This window comes from Pedobacter sp. B4-66, assembly GCF_018492665.1.
Lineage (GTDB): Bacteria > Bacteroidota > Bacteroidia > Sphingobacteriales > Sphingobacteriaceae > Pedobacter.
Map to the genome: position 1 here is coordinate 157,137 of NZ_JAFVME010000001.1, position 26,297 is coordinate 183,433.

Consider the following 26,297-nt stretch of genomic DNA (forward strand, 5'->3'; position numbering starts at 1 on the left):
CTTATTCCTTTACTTCAGAAACTGAGAAGCTATTACCGCTAAGTTTGTATTGAAGCGTTTTTAAAGTACCGTCTTTTTCAGTACTATCCTTTGAATTTACGATAGGAAAAGTGCGGAACAAATCGCCGTTCTTAATTACAAACTTATCATTTCCGGCATATTTCTTTTTCGCATTATCACTTAATCCCGGAAAGGTAATTTTATTAAAATTCCCATCCGCATATTCAATAACATTTAGATCCCGAACATTCGTTTTACTTAACAGTTCAATATAGATCTCCGGATTACCATCATTATCCAGATCCATGTTCCAGGCATCAGTTATAATGCCTTTACGCTCATTAGATAATGATTTGTAATTGCTTTTAAGTGAGTCAGACATTAATATCAGATAACCACCTATACTATCAACACCCTTACCCCAGCTAACAACTTCAAAATTGATACCCGGTCTTATCGCTATATCCTTATAAAAAGCAAACTGACCTTTTGGCTTTTCTACAGCTGTATTATTTTGCTTTACAGTATCATCCTTCTTAGAAGAATCACCACAGGAAGCTAATAAAAGCAGCCCCGAAAACAAAAGGGACTGCTTTATTAAGTATTTCATCAATTTCATCGTTTACTTTTTAATGTAAATACAAAGTTTTACAATGCAAACTACTATTTAGTTTTTACATCCGGAGCACCATTGTTCAAAATTGTTTCAGTAACAACGCTGCGTTTACCACTTGGAGTAATTACAATAGTTTTTAAAACACGTTTTTCTCCTTTAGGAACAATGACTTTAACAGGAGTATTAACTAAAGTAGCTGTTTCAGACGGACGAGTAAGATCTAAAGTATAGTATATTTTTGAACCCGGTATCGGAGCTTTCAAATCAATACTAAAATCTTCGCCATTCATTATTTTATCAGTTGTTAATCCTAGTGGAGTTGGAACCCAGTAATTAGTATTGGTTTTATCTATTCTGGCCAAGTGCACTGGAATACGCTCTTCAGAGAAGTTTTTAAAATCTTTACGATCAAGCTTACTCCATGCAATCTCTGCTAATGAGAACATTCTTGGTAAAATCATATACTCAACTTTTGCAGGAGTTTGAATGTACTCAGTCCATAGGTTAGCCTGTACTCCAACTACATGTTTTTGTTGATCTGGAGTTAACTCTTTTGGCATTGGATCATAAGCATAAGCTAAAGAATATGGTGCTAAACCACCAATATTAGTTGGCTCATCAACAGAATTTGATTGTTTATGGTCAAAATAAAGTCCGATTGGCCCACCTGGAGTCATAATCACATCATGATTTTGTTTTGCTGCTGCAATACCACCTTCTGTACCTCTCCAAGACATTACAGTAGCATTAGGTGCTAAACCACCTTCAAGAATTTCATCCCATCCAATGATAGAGCGACCTTTTGAATTAATGTATTTTTCAATTCTTTGGATGAAATAGCTTTGCAATTCATGCTCATCTTTTAATCCAAGTTTCTTAATTAAGTTCTGGCAAAATTCACTTTCTTTCCAATATTCTTTAGGGCTTTCATCACCACCAATGTGAATATATTTAGATGGGAAAATTGCAATTACCTCATCCAATACATTTTCTAAAAATTTAAAGGTATTGTCGTTAGGAACAAAAACGTCATCAAATACACCCCACTGTTGTTGTACTTGTTTTCCTTTTCTAGAACCAGACCAAGGTGTTTTTGCATCAACAAAAGTATCTCTGTCAGGGAAACAGCTCAACTCAGGATAAGCTGCAATTGCTGCTGAAGCATGCCCTGGCATTTCAATTTCAGGAATTACGTTAATAAATCTTGCTGCTGCATAAGCAACAACTTCTTTAGCTTCTTGTTGAGTATAAAAACCTTTATACTCTTTGTTATCTGTACCAACACCCGGATGGTGACCAATAATAGTACCACTTCTGGTTGCACCAACAGTTGTTAGTTTAGGGTATTTCTTGATCTCAAGTCTCCATCCCTGATCTTCGGTTAAATGCCAGTGGAAATTGTTTAATTTATATTGAGACATTAAATCGATGTACTTTTTAACTAAGGCTACCGGGAACATATGGCGTCCGACATCAAGATGCATTCCTCTGTATTTAAAGCGAGGATAATCATTAATTTCTGCGGCACCGATTGTTACCTCATTGTTTTTCTTTTCCGGCATCAATTGGATCATAGACTGAACCGCATAGAACAAACCTGCCTCTTTACCTGTTACTGTAATCTTTTTATCAGTGATATCAATAGTATAACCTTCTGCAGGTAATTTATCAGCTCCTGCCGAAGTTAACACTATTGCTCTTTCATTAGCTTTTAAAGCTTTTGTCTCTCTTAGTGCAAATCCTGCTTTGGTGGTAATGGAGGCATTTAGTAAATCTGCCATCTTTGCATTGGCTGCATCGGCAGACATCAATACAACCGTTTTATCCAGTTTAAACGATCCACTTTTCTTTTTCACAGATACTGGTGCCGGAATAATGCCCATGTTGGCATCCGTTTGTGCAAAAGCACCAACAGACATAAATGCCACTAGAGCAACTGATAATAGTTTCTTCATGTGTTAGGTTAAATAATTTATTTTAAATCAAGCCCCAAGATAAAAAATCTTATAAAAAGATGAGCAAAAAAAAGGCAGAATCGTATGATTCTGCCTATATATTTATTAAAGTGTATTATATCACTTCTTTCACTTCATGTTCTTTAGCCGCAAGGAAGCGCTCTGCATCTAGAGCTGCCATACAACCAGAACCTGCAGCAGTAACCGCTTGTCTGTAATAATGATCCTGAACATCTCCACTGGCAAAAACACCTTCTATATTGGTTTTAGTAGTTCCAGGGATAGTTTTCAAATAGCCAGTTTCATCCATTTCCAACCATCCTTTAAAGATATCGGTATTTGGTTTGTGACCAATTGCTACGAAGAAACCTTCAACAGGCAAATCAGTTTCTGCACCTGTTTGATTGTTTGCGATTCTTACAGCGGTTACATTTTTACCATTACCTAAAATCTCTTTAGTTTCTGAGTTATAGATTACTTCAATGTTTGGTGTATTCAATACCCTATGTACCATCGCTTTTGAAGCTCTGAATTCATCTCTACGCACAATCATGTATACTTTTCTACAAAGTTTAGCTAGATAGGTAGCCTCTTCAGCAGCAGTATCACCGGCACCAACTATAGCTACGTCCTGTCCTTTAAAGAAAAAGCCGTCACATACCGCGCATGCCGATACACCGAATCCATTATATTGTTGTTCGCTAGGTAAACCAAGCCATTTAGCTGTAGCACCTGTTGAGATAATTACAGTATCAGCAGTGATGGTTTTAATCTCATCAACTACTACTTTATGAGGCAAAGATGAAAAGTCTACAGAACTTACATATCCAAAACGGATATCAGTTCCAAAACGTTCAGCTTGCTTACGGAAATCTTCCATCATCTCAGGACCCATTATACCACCAGGGTAACCCGGGAAATTATCAACATCGGTAGTCTGAGTTAATTGACCACCTGGCTCCATACCAGTATACATAACCGGCTTAAGATCTGCACGGGCTGCATAAATAGCAGCAGTATATCCTGCAGGGCCTGAACCTATAATTAAACATTTAACGTGTTCTATTTCTTCTGACATATATGTTTCTTTCTTATTAAAATACAAAATTACGCTTTATCCTGCTATCCATCAAACGGTAGTACACAACAAAGGCAACATTGTGATTTCTAAATTATAAATCCGATCAAGTCTGTATTACACCTACACTAAACTGCTTCTTTATAGGCGATTGATTAGCTGCCTCTATCCCCATAGAAATTACTTTCCTGGTTTCTGAAGGATCAATAACCCCATCCACCCATAACCTGGCCGCAGCGTAATAAGGTGTAGTCTGACTGTCATACCGATCGGTGATTTCTTTTAATAACTCTTCTTCTTTCTCAGGAGTGATCACCTCCCCTTTAGCTTTTAGTGATGCCTCTTGAATTTGCAATAATACTTTAGCAGCCTGTGAGCCACCCATTACAGCAATTTTAGCACTTGGCCAAGCATAAATCAATCTCGGATCATAAGCTTTACCACACATGGCATAATTACCTGCACCATAAGAGTTTCCTACCACAATAGTAAACTTAGGCACAATGGAGTTTGCAACAGCATTTACCATCTTAGCACCATCCTTAATGATGCCTCCATGCTCAGATCTGCTACCCACCATAAAACCGGTAACATCTTGTAAAAACACCAATGGGATTTTCTTCTGATTGCAGTTCATAATGAAGCGCGTGGCCTTATCAGCACTATCAGAATAAATTACACCTCCAAACTGCATCTCGCCTTTTTTAGATTTAACAACTTTACGCTGATTGGCAACTATACCAACCGCCCAGCCATCAATTCTTCCTAATCCGCAGATGATGCTCTGTCCATATAGCTGCTTATATTCTTCAAATTCAGAATTATCCACCAAGCGATGGATTACCTCCAACATATCATAAGGTTTCTCCCTGTTTTCGGGTAGTATTCCGTAAATCTCTTCCGGATCAAGTTTAGGTAATGCAGGTTTAATTCTATCAAACCCGGCAACCTGAGGCGCACCTAACATGCTCATGATGTTACGAATACTATCCAGGCAAGCCTGATCATTAGGATGCTTATAGTCGGTAACGCCTGATATTTCGCAATGAGTAGTAGCTCCACCCAAAGTTTCATTATCCACATCTTCGCCAATTGCCGATTTAACGAGGTAAGATCCAGCTAAAAACACAGAACCTGTGCCATCAACAATCATCGCCTCATCACTCATAATCGGCAGATAAGCACCTCCCGCTACACAAGAACCCATTATTGCAGCAATTTGTACAATCCCATCAGACGACATCAAGGCATTGTTTCTAAACATTCTTCCGAAATGTTCTTTATCGGGAAAAATCTCATCTTGCATCGGTAAATAAACCCCTGCACTATCTACCAAATAGATTACAGGCAACCTGTTTTCCATGGCAATTTCCTGCGCTCTAAGATTTTTCTTAGCTGTCATAGGAAACCAAGCACCTGCTTTTACAGTTGCGTCATTGGCAACAATCATGCATTGTCTGCCCGACACATAGCCAATGCCACAAACAACACCTGCAGATGGACAGCCACCTTGCTCAGCATACATATCATCGGCAGCAAAAGCTCCGATTTCTAAAAACTCGCTCTCTTTATCTATCAGGTAAGAGATACGCTCTCTTGCCAATAGTTTACCCTTGTCCTTTTGTTTAGCCGCATTCTTCTCCCCTCCACCTTTATATATCTTTTTCAGCCGTGTTTTTAATTCATAAACCGATTGTTTGTTAACATCTTCATTCTTATTGAATTCTATATTCATGTAGCCAAGTTAAATTCTTACGACTAAGTTATATCTTTATTTTTAGGGTAGCAAAATACCAATTCGGGCTTTGGTATAATACTGCATTAAAAAAACAAAAAAGCAGTCTCAAAATTGATAAGCAATTTAGCTAGTCAAAAATAAAACAGTTGTATATTGCCAAAGCGACTTAATCGATTTTTTTATTGTTCAATAATATATTTTTCTTATATTTACTTTGGAAAAGTAATTGAATGTCAGATGGTTGAGAAACGAACTGAATTCGTAGTGTTCTTTCAATGTAATGGTTTGGTTTCAGATCCTATAAGGATCCAATTTTCGACCTAAAATATAGTCGTCTTTTGCACCACCTTTAAACCGACCTTGTTCGTACCTCGTTCGACCAGGGCCGAACAAAGGGCGAACAATATAGGTAGCAAAGCCGAAGGAGAAATAGAACCCAAAAAGCAGCAAATTTCTTTAGCTTATAAATCTTAAATAAATACATAAAAAAAGAGGCTGCCTTTTTTGACAGCCTCGTTACTATGTAAATACTAAAAAAACAGCTACCTACCTACTATGCTTCATATTTTTTAAACACCGAAGTTGCAGTGTGACCACCGAAACCAAATGTATTATTCAGCACGTAATTAACCGGCTGATGAATAGATTTACCCAATACAATATTTAATCCTTGCGGAATTGCAGGATCAAGGTTTTTAGTATTGATAGTTCCAGGAATAATACCATCTCTAATAGCAAGTATGCTAATTACACTTTCTATTGCGCCAGCACCACCAAGCAAATGCCCGGTCATAGATTTAGTTGCACTAATTTTAACAGGCAAGTCGCCAAATATCTTTTTAATCCCGCTTAACTCTCCAGAATCACCTAAGCCTGTAGAAGTTGCGTGTGCATTAATGTAATCGATTTTATCAGGAGTTATCCCTGCATCTGCAAGCGCTTTAGATATGCCTAAAGATGCGCCTAAGCCATCCGGAGGAGTACCAGTAAGGTGATAAGCATCAGCTGCCATACCACCGCCAACAATTTCCGCATAAATATGTGCGCCCCTTTTTTGAGCATGTTCCAGTTCCTCTAAAATCAAAGCACCAGCACCTTCACCTATTACAAAGCCATCTCTGTCAACATCAAACGGACGTGAAGCAGTTTCCGGATCATCATTTCTTTTTGATAAGGCATGCGCTGAATTGAAACCACCTACTGAAGACTCAGTAATACCAGCCTCAGATCCACCAGCAACCATAATATTGGCTTTACCTAAACGAATGGTATCAAAAGCACTGATAATTGCAGTATTAGAAGATGCACAGGCCGAAACCGTAGCATAGTTAGGTCCATGAAGTTTATGACGTATAGAAATTACACCAGCTGCAATATCAACAATCATTTTTGGAATAAAGTATGGGCTAAATCTAGGTGTACCATCACCCAGGTGATACTCTTTTAATTGTTCTTCAAAAGTACCAATACCACCATTTCCTGACGCCCAAATCACACCAACTTCATAGCGTTCAGTTTCAGGCATTGTAGTAAAATCTAATCCTGAATCTTTAATAGCCTGATCACTTGCTGCAATAGCATATTGGGTATACAGGTCATATTTTTTAATTTCCTTTTTATCAATGTAGGCTTCGGCATCAAAGTTTTTCACTTCAGCAGCAAAATTGGTTTTGAATTTTGAGGTATCAAATTTTGTAATTTTAGCGGCGCCGCTTTTGCCGGCAACTATATTGTCCCAAAATTCATTTACTGTATTTCCCACAGGGGTTACAGCGCCCAAACCTGTTACTACTACTCTTTTCATATTCACTTTAAATTTATATTTAACGGTGTGTTGTTTTAAACTCACCGAGTTATTTCTTTATTAATTTGTAATTGCACAAAATTACCATAAATACTTAAATCTGGCAGGCATTTATTTGTTACAATATGCTTTTAATATTCAATATTTCCATTATCCCCTCATTTTCTTTTATCCACATACCCATTCGCTCATCGGTTATACCTTCTTTTAATTTATGAGTAAACATCGGTTTTCCATCAACCATTGAGGTTTCCAGAAAACAAAAGTTAATATTATTGTTTTTATTAAGCTCTTTAGCCACTTCAACAATATGTGTAGAAATGATAAAAAAACTATTTCTGATTTGGCTAAATGCTGTTATAATTGAGAGTGAAGCATCGTAGGCATCCTTTACATTCGTCCCTCTAAACAACTCATCAAATATAACCACCATATTTTTTGATGCAGTTACTTTCTGAGCAACATGTTTTACTCTTAATACCTCATTGTAAAAATGACTATATCCTTGATTTAAATTATCAGAAAGATTGATCGTAGTAATTAAGCCGTCAAAGATACTCGTTTCCATGCTTTCAGCTGGAACAGGAAATCCCAAATGAGCCAGATATATGGATACAGCAGCAGATTTGAGGAGTGTCGACTTGCCTGCCATATTTACTCCTGTAATGAAACAAACATTCTTATCCGTATTAAAATAGATATCATTAGGTACTGGATGTTTCACAAAAAGATGAAATACCCCCTTTATTTCAATTGATCTATGATTTGATTTTATAAATAAAGGAAATGATAAGTTATAAGTTTTTGCAGATTTTGCTACTGATAAGTAAGCATCTAGTGAATAACAAATTTCAAGCAATTCCTTAATTTCTAAAACCTCTAAATTTCTTATTAGAAAATCATATTTCTCCAATTCAAAGAATTTAAATTTTTTAGGTCTTAATTGATTGTGACGCTCAATATCGGCTTGTCTGTTTATAATTCCTTGAATTTTTTCGTTGAGTGTCTGTAATAATTTAGGAGCTATATCTATAATTAATTCACTGCAAAAATCGTACAATAAGTGAATTAATTCCAGTACTTCCTGAGCGCCACGCTGTCTTAAATATTGTTCTTGATTATTCTTTAAGAAAAACCTGGTAGTAACCCCTATAATACCCAAAGTTGATGCCTGGCGGGGCTTATCATTTTGTCGTATATAATACTCAATAAAATCAAGAGATTCTTTATTGAATGCTATAGTTTTATCATACTTCAATAGATATCCAATTAGACTTTTTCTCTCTTCAATAATTTGAATATCAGCCTGAGGATGATTAAAAAGACTTCTTAATTTCTCTTTCCCTCCAATTGTTGATGTAAAATCGAAAAAAGAGAAAATGCTCTTCTCATTGGAAGCACTTTCAAATATCTCCAGATCATTTAAAGTTTGATTATCTATATCAAATAGCCCCATTTACAAAGTATGCTGATTTTTCATCAATGAACATACAATAATTTATACTCTTTAGTTGTATTTATTTTCCAGTTTTTAAAGACTTTTTATAGTACTTCGCTTTGAGTTTCTTCGTAACTTCTACACAGGTAATGTGTTCAAGGATTGCATCAAGAAACAAAAAGAGGGCGCATCATAAAATTGACACACCCTCTTTTACTCTAAAAAAAACTCCGTTTTCTGTACTTACTGCTTACCAGTAAGCATTTTTATAGAATCAACTTCTGCTTTTTTATATGGACTACCATCTTTTCTGAAAATATCATGAAACCAAAGTTTAGGTTCTTTTCCGTCAGGCATTGGACTATCCCATGCATAAATAGTATTGGTTTTTCCGGCAACTAGGCCCCAGTTGTAAGCACCAATATTTTCCTTTTTAAGGATGGGCATAATGTTACTAAACAAGCTGTTTCTTGATCTGGCCATGTATTCGGTACAGATGAGAGGGCGTTTAGAAACACTTCTAAGCGTATCAATCCACTTTTGGTGATCTTTTACATCTCCATAATTATGGTAAGTGGTAACATCAGAATTTTGAATCTGATAATCTGACAATTCTTTCAGGTCAAGCTTCCATACACCCACAGAAAGTGGCTGACTAGGATTAACTGTACGTCCCCATTCAAACACTTTTTTCAGAAGATCCATACTCTTGTTTCCGTATCCTGAATTTCCAGGTTCATTATAAAGATCCCAAAGTACAATCCGCTTATCGTCTTTAAATGTCGTTAATACATCTTTAACATAAGTTTCAAGAGTATCAACCAAGGTTGAATCCTGATAGTACAAATCTCCCGGGTCTCTTACCCAACCAGAGTTGTGGATTCCAACTTTTGGCTCAGGCTGTTTTCCGGTTTTAAAAGTTGGATTCCAGCAATCATCAAATAGCACAAACAAAGTCGACATGTGATGTTTTTCTGCGATATCAAGATACTGCGTTACCCTATCTTTAAACCCAGCTTTATCCTGTTGCCAAGCTGCATGGTGTAAGTAAACGCGCATTGAATTCATTCCTATTCCTTCAGCATAACCTAGTTCTTTATCAATAGTTGTAGGATCAAAAGTTTCTTTTTGCCACATTTCTAATTGATTAATTGCGGAACTAGGTATAAAATCGCTACCTCTTAACCAGCCCCATTGTTCATACCATTTATTGGCCTGTTCAACAGTCCATATTTCTCTGGGTTTTTGTTCTGTTTGCGATGTTTGTTCAGCTTGTTTTTGCACGCATGACTGAAACGTGAGCCCTAGCAGGCATAATGCTAAATAATAGTTTTTTAGGTTTCTCATTTTAAGTGATTCTAGTTAAAATTTAGTAATTTGTTCATTGTATATGGTTATTAAATTTGGTACTATTATTTGGCAGCAGCACTAGTATAAAGAAGCTTGAATGTTGATTCATCAGCCTCCAGCACATCGGTTTCATTTCCGTTTTCTTTGGCAAACTTTACGTCTATAATTCCTGTAGATCGTGGGGATACCTTTACAGAAGAATGATGAGTATGCATTACGTACTTGTAATTTCCGTCTTTGTCAGTAAACAAATCGCCGTGCCCTGTTCCATTATATTTCAGCTTTTCTCTACTTACAATTGGACTGCCGGCATATTTTTTCCACGGTCCTAGAGGGGAATTTGATGTGGCATAACCTACTGCATAATCCTTATTTCGAAAGTCGTTTGCAGAATAGATCATGTAATAAAGATTTTTATGTTTTATTACTGTTGGCCCTTCCGTAACTGGCCAATCTGTTTTCTCTGTATTTTCCCATGGTAGCTCTCCGCTGATACATTCTTTGGTGGTTTGTTGTATTACATCTGAAAGATCAGCCTTCATTTCTGAAACAAAAATCCTATTGCCTTCTTTAAGTTTCACATGATACATGTACGTTTTACCATCAGTATCAAAAAACACAAAAGGATCAATCTGTTTCCCAATGCCCGACAGAGATTTTATCTGTTCCTGCTTAAAGGGGCCAAGTGGACTATCACTTTTTGCTATGGCTATTTGTTCATCAGCAGTATATGCCATGTAGTAGTTGTTTTTATGCTTATAGACTTGCGGGGCCCAAAAGCCCTTGCTACCAAAAGATTCTCCCTTTACAAGAGCTAATCCGTTGTTTTTACCAACAGGTCCTTTCCAGCTTTTTAAATCTGATGATTCGTAAACCTCAAATCCCTTATCACTGCTTGTACCATAGAGATAGTAAGTACCATTGTCCAAAAATATAGTAGGATCGGCAAGTGCTATTGGATCTTGCACCAGACGCCCTTTTATCATCCAGATTTCAGATTGGTTGGAATAAGCATTTGTACTGGTTACTGCAACTATGGTATTATCATTTAAAACAGTTACACTACTCCATAAGCACGATTTGTTTGCCGGAATAATAAAAGGCGTAGATTTTCTATTAAAATTACGAGCCTGATCATCTCCAACAACCACCTTCATGTCTGCAAATTTCATTTCATTGGTACGCCCTTCGGTACCTTGATAAGAAAGTATGGTTTCTCCGGTTTTTAATTGCCTTAAATAAGGCGCACCTGCATAGATTTTGTCTTCAATTTTATCGGCCAATGCATAGCTTCGGTTAGTACTATTGGCATCTACTGTACTTGCCCAATTGTCTTTTATAGAATTTCTGATGATGTAAGGTTTAAAAGCATCAAAGCCATTGTCTTCTATAGCAAATACGATTTCCTTTCCATTATTAAGCAATAAAGGCACAGGCATACCATCCCGCTTCCCTGCCCTGAAACTTACAATTTCAGGCTTTTTAGTCCATGTTAAACCGTTGTCATTGGAACGCAGCATAGAGATATTTTGCTCGTCAGAATTGAGATAATCTCCTTCGTTAGCAAAATATAGCTGAACCTCTCCATCAGGCAATTGTATTGCAGATGGTTCCCAACATCCGTTCTTAAATTCATAACCGGCTTCATAAAGCAGCTCCTCATCTTTCCAGGTTAATCCGCCATCATAGCTTTTCTTGGTACGGATACCGAACTTTCTAGAAGGAGAGATATCGTAAGGTCTTGGATTATAGCAAGCAAGCAAAGAATGATCTTTCAACTCCAATATATCCGGCACTGACATATTGATTCCATCAGCACGCTGGGCAACAGAAACAGGTGCCGACCAGGTAGCTCCAAGATCAGTGCTTTTTACGCTGACAATATTTCCACTTGCCTCATAAATGGCTAATAACGATTGATCGTGCAATTGAATCATCCTTGCATACCCACAATACCTTTCGCCGGCGGCAGATGATGAAACCTTTTTCAAGGTGCTATAATCCCATTCGACATGACTATTGACAGATATTTTTTGCGGAGCAACAACCGTTTCATTCTTTTTACCACATCCAAAAGATAAAAATAGGCAGAACTGTGCTGCCGCGAAAACTTGAATCACAACTCTCATTCACCCGATGGTTTTAAGATTGGCGTATTGATTTTTACAGGTTCACCAAAATTTGGTGTTCCATCGGCATTCCAGGTAAATTTCTGCATCCTAGGACTGCGGTCGTTAGAACATGCTAATCCCCCTCTGGGATTAGCATGATAAAGTATCCAATCTTCCGTTCCATCGGGTGATTTGAAAAAGCTATTATGACCAGGGCCATAAGCTCCATTTTCTGGTTTTTTAGTAAACACCGGTTTATCTGTTTTTGTCCAATCAATCGGTTTCAATGGATCGCCATTATCTTTTAAAGTAATCATCCCCAAAGAATAATCATCGGTCCAGCAACCACTGGCAGAAAAGATAAGAAAAGTTTTTCCTTTCTGGTTCTTCAGGATTTCAGGACCTTCGTTTACATGAGGCAACCCTATCTTTTCCCAATCATATGTAGGAGTAGAAATCTCGACTCTTGCTGTTGCCATCTTCCATGGATCATTAGCTAACTGAGCAATATATAATCGCTGCGTATTATCACTAGCTGAAATATGCCCACTCCAGATAATGTAATTTTTACCATCACTGGAAAATACAGTAGCATCTATAGCAAAGAAATCAGCATTATTATCCTTTATTTGTCCCTTTACAACCCAGGTACCTTTTGTCGGATCGGCATTGCTGTTTTCGAGAACAAACATACGCTGGGTAGCTAAATCTCCTGAGGATCCTGCAGTATAATAGATGTACCATTTATTGTTCAGAAAATGTAGTTCCGGTGCCCATATATTCTTTGAATCTGCTCCCGTAGCTGGTGCCTTATAGGCCACTGTAACCTCTGCCCTATTTAACTGCGAAAGCGTTTTTGTTTTAAGTATAGAAACCTGGCTTCCCTGGGTATTCATGTAATAGTAATACCCGTCCTTTTGGATAACCCAAGGATCGGGGCCACTACTCAGCAAGGGATTTGTGAAGGTGGTTATAACAGGTGCTGGCTTGTCTATATTCGGTTCAGACTTTTTCTGGCTCTTGCTACAACCAATTACAGCTTGCAATAGTAGAATAACGGTTACACTTCTTAAAAACATAGTTTTTGAATTAATAATTAGGGTTCTGTGAAAGATTTGTGTTATTATCTACTTCAACCTGAGGCAATGGTAATCTGATATGTTTTCCTACAACAAAGTTCTTAAAGTCAGGATCGCGTAATGCCACTTTATCTACATTCACTTTAGTATCAAGATCACCCCAACGCTTTAAATCCGCCCATCTAACGCTTTCACCACAAAGTTCTAAACTCCTTTCAACCTTCAATCGATCTCTGAATAGATCTTTATCATTTCCAATTGTGGGGTAAGCAGTAGCCAAAGCGGCCATGTTTGCTCGGGTGCGTACACGGTTTACGTATTGATAAGCATCGGCTGTTTGCCCCAGCTCATTCAATGCTTCAGCATACATTAATAAAACATCGGCATAACGAATCACCCTGTTGTTAACCTGATTAAAATAATCTTCATTATTACGCATATAGTCTCTCGAGTATTTTTTGAACCAAGCTTCATCAGCTCCCCATTCCCAACTTCTGCCATAAATTTTATCGCCAAAATCAGCTTCAAGACCAGGATAGAACAGTGTATATCTTAATCTTGGATCAATTTTATTATCAACAGTTTTTTCTTTTTTAAACTCATTAACCAACCAGAATCTGGCCTGTCCATCTGACCAACCTATACTTCTTGGCGCAAAAAACTGAGCTCGGTTACTACCCATATTAGAACTTGGCCCATCACCTTCACCTGTCTTATTTGCATCAGAAAACTGAATTTCAAATACAGACTCTTTGTTGTTTTCGTTTTCTGCCCTGAAGTTATCTTTATAATCAACAAGATCATAATAATTTTTTCCGGCACCAGTAACAAGATAATCAAAAGTGGTTTTAGCATCAGACCATTTGTGTTGCTGCATTAATGCTTTACCCAATAGTGCCTGTGCCGCTCCCTTTGTAGCCCTTCCGGCTTCATCTCCAGTCCACTGCTCAGGCAAATCGGCACTTGCCTCAGAAAGATCCTTTTCTACCTGTGTCCAAACTTGAGCTAGTGAGCTTTGCTCTGGTAAATCTGTTGGTTTCTGAAGTGTAGTTACTATAGGAAAGTTCTCCCATAATATAGCGGCATAGTAATAGTAAAATCCTCGCAAAAATTTTGCTTGCGCCAATATCTGCGCTTTCTTCTTAGCATCAGCAAATGGTATATCCGGCACGTAAGTGAGTACCTGATTACATCTAAAAATTGCCTTATAAGTATCTCTATAGGTCTGTACATTCCCTTCCCAGAAATTATAATTAATGTATTGAAAACGCGTCCAATCGCCTAATTCTATCCACGGACTATTGCTCCATCCCTCATCAGAAGTCAGATCAAGTCTGAAATAGATCCATCTATTCCAACCTCCATTTTGAAAAAACATTGCATATGCTGCATTTACACCTTTCTGAGCATCACTCTCAGTTTTCCAAAACTGATCGACAGTAAGTGTATTGGGATTATCTTGATTTAACAGATCTTTTTTACAGGAGAACATCAGTGTCAACCCGACTAATATTATTAATTTTGAAGCTATCTTTTTCATCTTTTGTAGTATTAAAATCCGAAGTTTAAACCAAGTGATACCGTTCTCAAATTAGGGAATGCTCCATAATCAAATCCCTTTTCAAAAACACTTTTATTGCTAAATTCAGGATCAAGGCCAGTATACTTAGTAATAGTAATCAGGTTTTGTCCAGACAATATTACTTTTGCATTATTAAATCCTATTTTCTTAAGTAGACTAGTTGGAATATTATAAGAAATACCGATGTATTTCATTCTTGCAAAACTTCCGTTTTCCAGCCAACGATCTGTGTCTCCTCTTGAATTAATTGTACTTGCATAATAAGCACGTGGCACATTGGTGTTTGGATTTTCTGGTGTCCATGGCTGTACTCCTGCACGGTAATTTGAGTTATCAGAAAAGTTATCCATTACACTTCTCGGCCCATTAAATACTTTAGCACCAAAGGAGCCAAACCAATCCATCGAAAACTCGAAGCCTTTATAGGATGCTCCAAAGTTTAAACCCAATTCATAATCTGCCCATGGACTTCCTACTACCACCCTATCTTTGCTCGTGATCTCTCCATCACCATCATTGTCTTTATATCTAATATCGCCTGGTTTAGAAGCCGGTTGAATTACCTTACCATCAGCATTTTTGTAGTTATCAACCTCTTGCTGGTTTTGAAACAAACCATTAGTCTGCAACACATACCACATACCTATTGGTTGCCCAATTTCGGTAACAGTATTGCCTACAAAAGTCTTATTTTTATTATAGCCCAAACTAACCACCTTATTATTGAGTGTAGTTAGATTTGCACTCACATTATATTTAAAATCACCCGAATTTTCGGTGTATGTTGCAGTAAACTCGAAACCTCTGTTTCCAAGCGTACCCCCATTTACAAATGGATTGCCACCATCATTACCGGTTGAAATGGGTAGCGGATAGCGAATGAGGACTCCTTTAGTTTTAGAGATGAAGTACTCAGCATTAATGGAAAGCTTATTATTTAAAAAAGCAGCATCAAGACCATAGTTTTGTTGCTTTACTTCTTCCCAATGAAGATCACGGTTAGCCAATTGTACCTGCGTTGCTCCCGGCTGAATACTTTGGTTCGGACCCATTGGAATTGTAGAAAAGGTATTCACGAAGGCCATGTATTCATACGGTCCGATATCGCTGCTACCTAAAGTCCCATAGTTTGCCCTTACTTTTAAATCATCAATCCATGAGGATTTAAAGAAATCCTCTTTACTGATGCGCCATGCAACCGAAACGGAAGGAAAGCTACCAAACTTATAATCAGGACCAAAACGGGAAACGCCATCCGTTCTGATAATTGCATTCAGCAAATATTTATCTGCATAACTATATTCAAGTCGTCCAAAATAAGAGATCAAATCTGTACGATGTCTAAACCCTCCGGTTAAGGATTCGCTTCCTTGATCCAAAACATCAAAATAATGATTATCAGAAGGGTTTACGAGAATCCCACGTTTTGTTCCCCAGATTTGCGCGTACTTATCTTTCTGATAAGATTGACCACCGATAACAGTAAGGGCATGCTTTCCAAAATCTTTATTAAACGTTAATGTATTTTCAATTAGCATCGACGATGATTCTCCTCTGTTTTCATTTAATATAGATGGATCATATGACTGATTAAGTGTCCAGAACCCATCTTTCTTTAAATAGGTATAATGGTCTCTACTGGTTTCATAACCTAAACTTGTTTTGAATTTCAGAGATTTAAGTAACTGCAGTTCTGCAAATAAATTACCTCTAATCCTCAAGTTCTCATTGATCCGGTCTTCCAGATTGGCAATAGCGAGAGGGTTAGTTCCGAATGTGCGTGCCTTAGCTTCGTCTCCATAACCATATCCCCCGGAGTGACTGGGATCGTAAACGGGAATAGTTGGCAACATACGTATTACATCAATGATAGGATTGCCTGACATCTCATTAACTTTGGCATTGCTAATAGCAAGATTTTCTCCTATGGTAAAAATACCTTTGGTTCCTTTAGTATTAACCCTAAAATTTACTCTATCAAAATCCGTACTTATTACTGTTCCTTTATTTCCAAAATAACCTCCCGATACGTAATAGGTCGCATCTTTAGTTCCCCCAGAAAAGCTCATATTATAATCCTGTATATTTCCGGTTCTAAATGCCACATCCTGCCAGTCAGTATTGGTATTTAGATCTAGACTCTGTCGGTTAACCCCAGCATTATCGTAGGCCATAAAGTTCAATCTTGCAAATTCTTCAGTACCCGCAACATCATATCTTGGGATGGTCTGCAAACTACTCTTTCCAGAAAACTCTATTTTCATTGGACCTTGCGAACCCTTTTTTGTAGTAATAATAATTACACCATTTGCGGCCCTTGAACCATAAATAGCTGCTGCTGAAGCATCTTTAAGAATTTGAATAGACTCAATATCCGCAGGATTAAAATCTCTATTGGCACTGGTTATCAACCCATCAACTACATAAAGAGGTACATTGTCGCCAAAGTTTTTTAATCCTCTGATCTGTATCTGGGCCTCAGAACCAGGCTGTCCTGCTGCTCTTACCTTAATACCGGTAGCCAGCCCCTGTAAAGATTCTGCAACGGTAGTCCCCTGTCTTTTCTGAACATCAGCTGCTTTTACCACAGAGATTGCTCCAGTAAGGTCTTTCTTTTTCTGCGTTCCATAACCAACAACTACTACCTCATTTAAATCTGAAGCAAATTCGATTAAGGATACATTAACGGTAGATCTGCTCTTAACTACAACCTCTTGAGTTGTATAACCGATGTAAGAAAACACCAGAACTGCACTTCCGGCGTCTGGAACTGAAATGGTATAAACACCATTTTCATTCGTGGTGGTAGAGGTGGACGTTCCCTTTACCTGCACCCCAACACCTATTAATGGTCCTGACTTATCAGATACCGTTCCGGTTACATTACTCTGAGCAAACACAGTTTGACAACAGAGGATAAATAATGAACTAAGAATAAAGCAGAGCTTTAACTCTTTGCTAAAGTGTAATTTTTTTTTCATGCTCATTTGTTATTTATATTTGGTTGGTTCAATTCACTGCATAGCGCCACGAATTGTTATGCTAATTGAGGAATTAACATTTGATCTTACTGATCAAACATTGTTCAATTTGTCTCAAATGGCACTAGAATAATAGGAATAGGGAATTTAGATTCCTTATTGCCAATTTTTTCGATCTATCTTTATATTAACCAATATTAAATAGCCTTGAACAAATTTTTATTGATATTATCCTTACTCATGGGTATGCTGGTTTCAGCATTCTCACAATCGTATACCTTCAGACATTATCAAGTCGAAAACGGTTTGTCTTATAATTCTGTGATCTGCAGTTTACAGGATAGAAAAGGATTCTTATGGTTTGGAACTAAAGACGGTCTGAACAGATTTGATGGTTACACGTTTAAAATCTTTAGAAATGACCCCGACAACCCTAAGAGCATTGGTAATAATTTTATACATAGCTTGTACGAGGATAAGAATGAGAACATTTGGGTAGGCACGCTACTTGGTTTATATAAATACAATCCTTTAAATGAAAGCTTTGACCTTATTGCCGCAACAAAAAACAGAGATATAAGAGACATTAGGCTAGATAGTAAAGGCAATATCTGGTACATTGCCGGGCTAATGCTCTGCAAGTATAATGAACAAACCAAAAAGTTAAATACTTTTGAATCAAGAGTACATTCTGGGGCTACATCATTAAGTATTAGTGCAAACGACGAGGTGTGGGTTTCAACAACTGATGGCTTTATCCAAAAATATAACGACGTAAAGGATACGTTTGAAAGCTATAATGTGTTTAGCAACTCCAAACCGACCATCTCTGCCTGGATAGAGAAACTCTATGATACAGGAAAAGGTTTCTTTTTAATTGGAACATCTAATCAAGGTGTAAAATCTTTTGATACCAGCACAGTAACTTACAAGGATATTTTAGTTGCAAACTCAGATCAAACTGCTATTTATGCAAGAGATTTTATTGCTAAAAATGATGATGAATATTGGATAGCTACAGAATCCGGTTTATTCATTTACAATGTAAAAACAGGCAAGTACAGAAATCTGCGCAACCAGTTTAACGATCCGTATTCAATTTCGGACAATGCAGTATATACTTTAGCCAAAGATAAAGAAGGTGGAATATGGGCTGGGACTTATTTTGGCGGTGTAAACTACTATCCTAATCAATACATTTCCTTCGAAAAATTTTTCCCGCAAGGTGGAAGCAATACTTTAAGCGGATATGCTGTTAGAGAAATCTGTAATGACAAAGAAGGTAACATCTGGATTGGCACTGAAGATGGCGGGTTAAATAAACTAAATCATAAAACTGGTCATTTTGAACATTTTAGACCTACAGGAGATAAGACGAGTGTTTCACATACAAACATTCACGGGTTACTTGTTGTAGATGATGAGCTTTGGATTGGTACTTTTGAGCGTGGTCTGGACGTGATGAATATAAAAACTTCGAAGGTTATCAGACATTATAGTGCCGGGCATGCCCCAAATGAATTGAAAAGCAATTTTATTGAAAGTCTGCTTAAAACCCGGTCAGGCGAAATTTTGGTGGGCACCTCATTTGGCTTGTACCGCTATAATAGAACACACAATGATTTCACCTTGTTAAATGAAGTACCTGGAAATCTACACTATTCAAATTTGATTGAAGATAACCAAGGCACTATTTGGGCGAGTTCCTTACGAGATGGATTATACTTTTATAATCCGAAACAGAGAACCTCTGGCTATTATAAACACGAAGAAAACAACAAAAAAAGTTTAAGTTCTAATGCCGTAAATAGCACGTTTGTAGATGCAAAAGGGGGATTATGGGTGGCCACAGAGAATGGTTTAAACCAGTTCAACGAAAAGGAAAGAAACTTTAAAAGATATAACAGCAAAAGCGGCTTTTTAAGTAATGTATTTTATAAAATTCTCGAAGACCGAAATGAAAATCTTTGGATAAGTACCTCAAGAGGTCTTGTATGCTTTAACCCTGCCTCCAATCAAATTAAATCATACACTAAGGCTAATGGACTACTGAGCGACCAATTCAATTATAGTTCTGCATTTAAAGACACTACCGGAAAAATGTATTTTGGCAGTGTAAAGGGGTTAATTAGTTACTTCCCAGACCAGTTCAGACAGAATAATTTTGTCTCACCGGTTTACATTACCGGCTTTCAGATTTATAATAAAGAAATTGAAATTAATAAAAAGGATTCTCCTCTAAGTCGCTCCATTAACTTTACAGACCAGATTGAGCTGGCTCATGATCAATCCACTTTTAGCATAGACTTTGCCGCCTTGGGTTACACTGCACCGGAGATGACAGAGTATACCTTTAAAATGGAAGGGCTAGATAAAAGCTGGACTTATTTAAAAACTAACAGGAAGGTATATTTTACAAACTTGTTTCCGGGCACTTATGTATTCAAATTAAAAGCCACAAACAGCAGTGGTGTATGGAGCAACAAAGTTACCGAGCTAAAAATCATTATAAAACCTCCCCTATGGGCTAGCCCACTTGCTTTTTTATTTTATGCTGTAATAATTGCAATTGGGATATATTATGCTATCCGCTATTATCATCAGCGCATAAGCAATAAGAATAAACGTAAAATTGAGTTATGGGAATCAAAAAAAGAGAAAGAACTGTATCATGCTAAGATTGAGTTTTTCACCTATGTTACTCACGAGATTCGTACCCCATTAACCTTAATTAAAGGCCCCTTAGAGGAAGTAATGAAAAAAGCTGAGGAAATACCTGCTATTACAGACGACCTGGTAATAATGAGAAAGAATACCAATAGGTTAATTGAGCTAACAGACCAACTACTGGACTTCAGAAAAACAGAGATTAAAGGCTTTAATCTCAATTTCGTAAACATTAACGTAAGCAGGTTATTGGAAGAAAACTACTTAAGGTATAAATCTGCTATGGAACAAAGGGGGCTTAGGTTAACTGTTCATTTACCGGAGAAACCACTTTATGCTTATGCAGATCCTGAAGCCCTAAATAAAACACTAAGTAATTTGATTGACAACGCAGTAAAATATTCTTCAGGTCAGATTGCAATTACCTTAAAATCAGATATAGATATATTTAAAATCGAAGTAAAAAGTGATGGAGATCTTATTCCATTTAACCTACATAAAAAAATCTTTGAGCCATTCTATAGAATGCAAAGTAACAAAGACCAAAGAGGCACCGGAATAGGCTTGCCATTAGCTCGTTCATTAGCTGAACTGCATGAAGGAACATTGCAGCTTAGAACTGACGATGGCATTTGGAATACCTTCACACTTATTTTACCTAAACATCACGAAAGGGAATTTAAAATAAATGCTGACTTACAAGACGAAGTTCTAGTAGTTAAAGAGGTTGTCAATGAAAATAAGAACATAGAATCACCAGTTATTTTACTAGTTGAGGATAATATTGAGATCAGGGAATTTATAGCTGATAAATTAATTAAGGATTTTCAGGTGATTCAGACTGGCAACGGAATGGAAGCTTTAAACATCTTAAAAGAAAGAAGCATCCATCTAATTATTAGTGACATTATGATGCCTGTAATGGATGGATATGAATTATGTAAAGCAGTTAAAGATAACCTGGAATATACTCATATCCCGATTATCCTGCTAACAGCAAAAAACACGCTGCAATCTAAAATAGAGGGGTTGGAAGTTGGTGCGGATGCTTACCTGGAAAAACCATTTTCTCCTGATCATTTGCTTACTCAGATTTCAAACCTGCTGGCCAGTCGTGATAAGATTAAGAACTACTTTGCAAGTTCGCCTTTGGTTCATATTAAAAGCATGGCCTACAATAAAGCAGATGAAGCATTTCTTGAAAAATTAAATGAAATCATTAATAAAAATATTGACAATAAATCTCTGGATGTAGATCTGCTTGCAGATGCAATGAACATGAGTAGGCCAACACTGTACAGAAAGATAAAGGTTATCTCTAATCTTTCGCCCCATGAATTGATTAATATAACCAGGCTAAAAAAAGCTGCAGCATTATTAGTAGAAGGGAATTACAAAATATTAAAGATTGCTTCTCTAACAGGATTTAACTCACAGGCACAATTTGGAAGATGTTTTGTTAAACAGTTTGGAATGACCCCATCTGAATACGCGGGATCAAAACACTTGGTAAATAATGAGGCAGAGTAAAAACTCTGCCTCGGCAACAATATCTTTTTGTCCTATTTAAAAAGTATAAATGCAATAATCAAGGTAACTATGATATTAAAACCTTGAGCAATTAAAAACGCATAGAAAGGCTTCTTGCTGTTTTTACCAAACAGATCTGCAAAGTTGGTTTCCAATCCTATACTGGTAAATGCCAATACAAACCAAAGCCCCTGCAAGTTCTTTAAACTGCCCTTAACTTCTGCATTTACCTCTGGGGTAATGAAGAACGAGAACAGTAAAGATGCTCCAATAAAACCGATTACAAATTTCGGGAAACGCTCCCAAATCACTTTAAGTGTTGGTTTAGTTTCTTTGTCCTTACCGGCTGGATGTTGCGTATAAGTCCAGTAAATAGAGATTGCAAATGCTGCAATTCCTAATAATACATTCTGAGAAAACTTAACAATGGTACTAATTTTTAAAGCTTCCTCTCCTACCAATGATCCTGATGCAACAACAGCCCCGGTAGTATCAATACTACCACCTAACCATGCGCCTGTAACAGCTTGAGGAAAATGAAAATAAGAGGCAATATACGGCATAAAGATCATCATAGGTATCGCTGTAATAAGCACCATAGAGATCACATAAGATAGTTTTTTTGAATCGCCTTTAATTGCTCCAGATGTGGCAATTGCTGCTGATACTCCGCAAATAGAAACTGCACTGGAGATCATCATAGTCAATTCATCATCGATCTTTAGTTTTTTGCATAACCAAAAGGCGAAATACCATACCGATAGTACCACAACCAAAGCCTGAATTAACCCTAAAGAGCCTGCTTTTAGCACGTCTGAGAAGATAACGCTGGTTCCCAATAATACCAATCCTATTTTAACAAAAAGCTCCGTAGATAAAGACGATTTAAACCATTCGGGCAAAGTAAAAAAGTTACTGATGGCTAAACCTATAGCCAAACTAAAAATCACTGCTTCTAAATTCAAAGCTTTAACCTGACTGTTCCCAGCAAGCACGAGCGCTATCATTGTTAAGATGTACACTGATGGAAAAGTTAGCACTGCGCTTTTAACAGATTTACCGGTTAAAAAGGCACCTAATGCAGCAATAATAATTACCAGTATAAATTGTAATCCGATATCCTCCAGATTAGAAGCGGTTAGAACTGATGACGTGAGATCCGTAATGCTTGTCCAGTTAAATACAGGAACTGGTAACAGGAGTCCGGAAAGAGTTAAAATAATTGTTAATGCTCCAAGGATAACAACGACCCAGTCTTCATGAATGTTTAGTTTTTTAGTTTCTGACATTAGAATTTTGTTTGATTTGTGTGTTGTGTTTGTTTTGTTTTAAATATTAAATTGAGATTGAAAAAATGTCTTTTAAAGCACGTTTTGCAGCATGATAACCACACATTCCATGTACACCTCCTCCTGGAGGAGTTGATGAGGAGCAAAGATATAAACCCTTTGCAGAAGTACGGTATGGTGAACTACGCAAAGCTGGACGCGTAAAAATCTGCCCCAGATCAATTACACCACCATTAATATCACCACCAATATAATTTGGATTGTAAGCCTCAACCTGTGCGGTATTCATGGTATGTTTTGCCAGTATCCGTTCTCTAAAACCCGGGGCAAATCGTTCCACTTGTTTTTCAATAACTTCAGACATATCTGTTACTGAGCCATTTGGAACATGACAATAAGCCCAGGCAGTATGTTTCCCTTCCGGCGCTCTTGATGCATCAAATAAACTCTGCTGCGCAAGTAATACAAACGGCTTATCTGCATGCTTGCCTTGCCAGCTAAGCTTTTCAGACAAAGTAATTTCTTCGAGGGTATTGCCAATATGCACTGTTCCTGCTCTTCTTGCCTCTTTGGCAGTAAAGGGAATAGCTTCATCTAAAGCCCAATCCACTTTAAAAACTCCCATTCCGTAGCGATACCTTTCTAATTGCCATTTATAAAGGGCAGAAAACTTATGACCAGCTATCTGTAATAATTGCTTAGGTGTTACATCAAATAGCACTGCTTTAGAAGATGGCAATTCATCTAACGACTTTATAAAACGTCCTGTTTCAATTTTACCACCTAAAGAGATAAAATAAGAAGCCAGGGCACTTGCTATTTCTTTAGATCCCCCTACGGGAATTGGCCAGCCTTTTAGATGTGCCGCAGCCATTAACACTAATCCTATCGCTGATGTAGTTAAGTTGGCTAGTGGCTGAATGGAGTGTGCAGCCATCCCTGCCCATAGTCCTCTGGCGGCTGCAGTCTTAAATCGTTTAGCTAAAAAAGTAGCGGAGGTAAGTGCATTTAATCCAAATTTAGCCATAGCAACAGGATGCTTAGGAAAATGCAAAGGTCCCAGGACATCGGCAGCGATATTTGGCCAGTCTTTAACGAGAGGCTTTAATAATTTGAGGTAAGCCTGTTCATCAGTACCGAGCAATCTGGCAGTTTCTTCAATAGAACTACCAAGCACAGCAGCGGTACCATCATCAAATGGATGGGCCGCTGCCAGGTCAGGAAAAACATACGACAGTCCATGATCCTCAAGTGGAAGCGTATTAAAAAATGGAGAGCCAATTGCAAGAGGATGAATTGCTGAGCAAACATCATGTACAAAGCCTGGCAAAGTCAGTTCTGCAGATCTTAATCCACCACCAATCTCATCTTTTCCTTCTATAATTAACACCGATAATCCTTGTTGCTGTAATGCGATAGCAGCCGCTAAACCATTTGGTCCGGAACCAACCACTACTGCATCAAAATCTGGTTTTCCCACCATATTGTATGTCTTTCTTATTGATAATTTATTCTAATTTAACTGTCTTATTACTGCCTTGTGAAGGTAGGAATATATAATTATTGTTCCGAATTACCTTTTCTCCTTTGCAATAATGGATACTTTTTATCAGACTTATCTAACACTACATAAATAGAATCTTTAAACTCATTGGTTCCCTGCAAGATAATTCTGTTTGCATTTGGGCGACTATAGTGCAACACTTGCTTTTGCGCTCTGTCTGACTTGTTTTTATTCTGTAGATATAACACATGATTTATGGTATCAGCCTTGTAATAATACCAAATTCTTCCACTTATACCCGATAATTCCCAGGTAACATTAATGTCTCTTAGTGAATCAGCACGTTTTTTACGTTTGTGAGGCTTACCATATCTTCTAACATCTCCTCTCCAATCTATCCTCCATTTCCCGTCGTAAACTTCCTCTCTTGCAGGATAACTACCTGCTGCAAACATTTCTATATCCTGAGGTCTGTCTGCCACTTTAAAGCTCATAGACGACCAATCTTCGAAAGTTACATCCTGCCAGCGAACAGGATCAAAAGGTGAATAAGGGAGTGTTTTATTATTTAGTTTGAACTCCGTAACCTCATAATAGCCCCTTGATTTAGGTAAGCCCGGTGTATTCGGAATTTTATAAAAATCGTTATGTGTATAGGCATACACTTCAAAAACAAAAAACAGGAAAACGAAAACAAAGTTAAAGGCATATTTTATGAAACGTTTTGTGTATTTCTGCCATTTTGCTTTTAGTTCGGGGTAAAAATGTACAATTCTTGAATCTTGTTCTTTCACAATCAAACTCCATATTCCAGGTATATCGTACCACAAAACAAAAATCGACAACATTGCCATTCCTGCGCTTGGCACCTGTTCACCAATATCATACGCATGATTAGAAATTGCTATGTTTCCGAATACTACGAAGGTGATGGCAGCACCAATACCAGTGGTACGTCTGAACAGTAGTAGAAATCCTCCAATAAATTCTGCAAAGCCTAGAAACACTTCATAACTTGGTGAGACACTGATGACCTCCCAATAAAGTCGCTTCGCAAAGAAATCGATTAGTTCAGTATTCCATAATCCTTCATTCTGAGTAGGCATCTGCATTACAAACAGTTTTTTATAACCCCAACCTATACCTGCGTATGCAACTCTATACCTAGCTACAACCCGAAGCCAGTAATACAACGATCGGTATTCCTTTCTTTCTTTATCAAGTTTTGTCCAGATAAAGCCTCCTAATAAAGCAATTAAAAGTACAAAGGGTAAATTAATATAACTGGCTGGTCCAAAAAAGCCACTTTCAGAGAATATATTAATGAACTGAGGATTAAAAAAGGCAACAATTTCTGTAAGATGCCTGTAATTAAGATGCGCATAATCCATGTTGATGAGCATCTGATAAAACCCCAAATCAAGCGGAATTGAAAACAGTCCGAAGTAGATAAATGCGATGCGAAAAGCTACTTTTTGGAGTTCGGTCCAATCATTATGATCGTGAGGTACCTCCTGAACATGGGATATATATGATGGTTCTGCTATTGCTGGTTCTTTTGCCATTTGATTTTCT

At 37.4% G+C, this 26,297-nt stretch carries 15 protein-coding genes; 1 reads left to right on the top strand and 14 read right to left on the bottom strand.

The features are described from left to right. Window position 1: 1 nt before the first annotated feature. The 11 genes from J1905_RS00675 to J1905_RS00725 all read right to left on the bottom strand — a co-directional run bounded on the left by J1905_RS00675 (window position 2) and on the right by J1905_RS00725 (window position 17,732). Entirely contained in the window at window positions 2-610 is a 609-nt protein-coding gene (locus tag J1905_RS00675) for a hypothetical protein (RefSeq protein WP_250317948.1), read from the bottom strand. 53 nt (window positions 611-663) lie between these two features. Continuing rightward, a complete protein-coding gene (locus J1905_RS00680) occupies window positions 664-2,571 on the bottom strand; it encodes a beta-N-acetylhexosaminidase (RefSeq protein WP_214225158.1) in 1,908 nt (635 codons plus the stop codon). Window positions 2,572-2,686: 115 nt separating this feature from the next. Next, window positions 2,687-3,649, bottom strand: coding sequence for a thioredoxin-disulfide reductase (gene trxB, locus J1905_RS00685; RefSeq protein ID WP_214225159.1), 963 nt, complete (start codon window positions 3,647-3,649; stop codon window positions 2,687-2,689). 106 nt (window positions 3,650-3,755) lie between these two features. Further along, window positions 3,756-5,384, bottom strand: coding sequence for an acyl-CoA carboxylase subunit beta (locus J1905_RS00690; RefSeq protein ID WP_214225160.1), 1,629 nt, complete (start codon window positions 5,382-5,384; stop codon window positions 3,756-3,758). Between the two features lie 556 nt (window positions 5,385-5,940). After that, on the bottom strand, window positions 5,941-7,191 hold the full coding sequence (gene fabF, locus J1905_RS00695) for a beta-ketoacyl-ACP synthase II (protein WP_214225161.1): 1,251 nt from the start codon (window positions 7,189-7,191) through the stop codon (window positions 5,941-5,943). Window positions 7,192-7,309: 118 nt separating this feature from the next. Beyond that, window positions 7,310-8,647: a MutS-related protein gene (locus J1905_RS00700; RefSeq protein WP_214225162.1), complete on the bottom strand. Its 1,338-nt coding sequence runs from the start codon at window positions 8,645-8,647 to the stop codon at window positions 7,310-7,312. A gap of 225 nt (window positions 8,648-8,872) precedes the next feature. Next, the gene (locus J1905_RS00705) at window positions 8,873-9,976 is read right to left on the bottom strand and encodes a cellulase family glycosylhydrolase (protein ID WP_214225163.1); all 1,104 of its coding nucleotides are present in this window, start codon (window positions 9,974-9,976) and stop codon (window positions 8,873-8,875) included. 65 nt (window positions 9,977-10,041) lie between these two features. Beyond that, entirely contained in the window at window positions 10,042-12,108 is a 2,067-nt protein-coding gene (locus J1905_RS00710; RefSeq protein ID WP_214225164.1) for a family 43 glycosylhydrolase, read from the bottom strand. Continuing rightward, window positions 12,105-13,169, bottom strand: a complete 1,065-nt coding sequence (locus J1905_RS00715; RefSeq protein WP_214225165.1) for a glycoside hydrolase family 43 protein — start codon at window positions 13,167-13,169, stop codon at window positions 12,105-12,107. Before J1905_RS00715 ends, J1905_RS00710 begins: the two co-directional genes overlap by 4 nt. Before the next feature lie 10 nt (window positions 13,170-13,179). Then, complete coding sequence (locus J1905_RS00720) at window positions 13,180-14,709, bottom strand: RagB/SusD family nutrient uptake outer membrane protein (protein ID WP_214225166.1); 1,530 nt, start codon at window positions 14,707-14,709, stop codon at window positions 13,180-13,182. An 11-nt stretch (window positions 14,710-14,720) separates the two neighbouring features. Then, window positions 14,721-17,732 carry a SusC/RagA family TonB-linked outer membrane protein gene (locus J1905_RS00725; protein ID WP_250317949.1) on the bottom strand — a complete coding sequence of 1,004 codons (3,012 nt, stop codon included), beginning with the start codon at window positions 17,730-17,732 and terminating at the stop codon, window positions 14,721-14,723. 207 nt (window positions 17,733-17,939) lie between these two features. Between J1905_RS00725 and J1905_RS00730 the strand changes: the two genes are divergently transcribed. Further along, the gene (locus tag J1905_RS00730) at window positions 17,940-21,929 is read left to right on the top strand and encodes a hybrid sensor histidine kinase/response regulator transcription factor (protein ID WP_250317950.1); all 3,990 of its coding nucleotides are present in this window, start codon (window positions 17,940-17,942) and stop codon (window positions 21,927-21,929) included. 32 nt (window positions 21,930-21,961) lie between these two features. Here J1905_RS00730 and J1905_RS00735 read toward each other — a convergent pair whose 3' ends face one another. From J1905_RS00735 to J1905_RS00745, 3 genes are all read right to left on the bottom strand, one after another. Beyond that, window positions 21,962-23,218 (bottom strand): YeiH family protein, encoded by a 1,257-nt coding sequence (locus J1905_RS00735; protein WP_214225168.1) that lies wholly within the window; start codon window positions 23,216-23,218, stop codon window positions 21,962-21,964. Window positions 23,219-23,264: 46 nt separating this feature from the next. Beyond that, a complete protein-coding gene (locus tag J1905_RS00740; protein ID WP_214225169.1) occupies window positions 23,265-24,701 on the bottom strand; it encodes a phytoene desaturase family protein in 1,437 nt (478 codons plus the stop codon). 77 nt (window positions 24,702-24,778) lie between these two features. After that, window positions 24,779-26,287: a hypothetical protein gene (locus J1905_RS00745; protein WP_250317951.1), complete on the bottom strand. Its 1,509-nt coding sequence runs from the start codon at window positions 26,285-26,287 to the stop codon at window positions 24,779-24,781. Between the last annotated feature and the right edge of the window lie 10 nt (window positions 26,288-26,297).

Coding starts and splice junctions, on each gene's coding strand:
- J1905_RS00725 (WP_250317949.1), bottom strand. CDS start 17,732: ATGAAAAAAAAATTACACTTTAGCAAAGAGTTAAAGCTCTGCTTTATT.
- fabF (WP_214225161.1), bottom strand. CDS start 7,191: ATGAAAAGAGTAGTAGTAACAGGTTTGGGCGCTGTAACCCCTGTGGGA.
- trxB (WP_214225159.1), bottom strand. CDS start 3,649: ATGTCAGAAGAAATAGAACACGTTAAATGTTTAATTATAGGTTCAGGC.
- J1905_RS00740 (WP_214225169.1), bottom strand. CDS start 24,701: ATGGTGGGAAAACCAGATTTTGATGCAGTAGTGGTTGGTTCCGGACCA.
- J1905_RS00735 (WP_214225168.1), bottom strand. CDS start 23,218: ATGTCAGAAACTAAAAAACTAAACATTCATGAAGACTGGGTCGTTGTT.
- J1905_RS00710 (WP_214225164.1), bottom strand. CDS start 12,108: ATGAGAGTTGTGATTCAAGTTTTCGCGGCAGCACAGTTCTGCCTATTT.
- J1905_RS00690 (WP_214225160.1), bottom strand. CDS start 5,384: ATGAATATAGAATTCAATAAGAATGAAGATGTTAACAAACAATCGGTT.
- J1905_RS00675 (WP_250317948.1), bottom strand. CDS start 610: ATGAAATACTTAATAAAGCAGTCCCTTTTGTTTTCGGGGCTGCTTTTA.
- J1905_RS00720 (WP_214225166.1), bottom strand. CDS start 14,709: ATGAAAAAGATAGCTTCAAAATTAATAATATTAGTCGGGTTGACACTG.
- J1905_RS00715 (WP_214225165.1), bottom strand. CDS start 13,169: ATGTTTTTAAGAAGTGTAACCGTTATTCTACTATTGCAAGCTGTAATT.
- J1905_RS00745 (WP_250317951.1), bottom strand. CDS start 26,287: ATGGCAAAAGAACCAGCAATAGCAGAACCATCATATATATCCCATGTT.
- J1905_RS00705 (WP_214225163.1), bottom strand. CDS start 9,976: ATGAGAAACCTAAAAAACTATTATTTAGCATTATGCCTGCTAGGGCTC.
- J1905_RS00700 (WP_214225162.1), bottom strand. CDS start 8,647: ATGGGGCTATTTGATATAGATAATCAAACTTTAAATGATCTGGAGATA.
- J1905_RS00680 (WP_214225158.1), bottom strand. CDS start 2,571: ATGAAGAAACTATTATCAGTTGCTCTAGTGGCATTTATGTCTGTTGGT.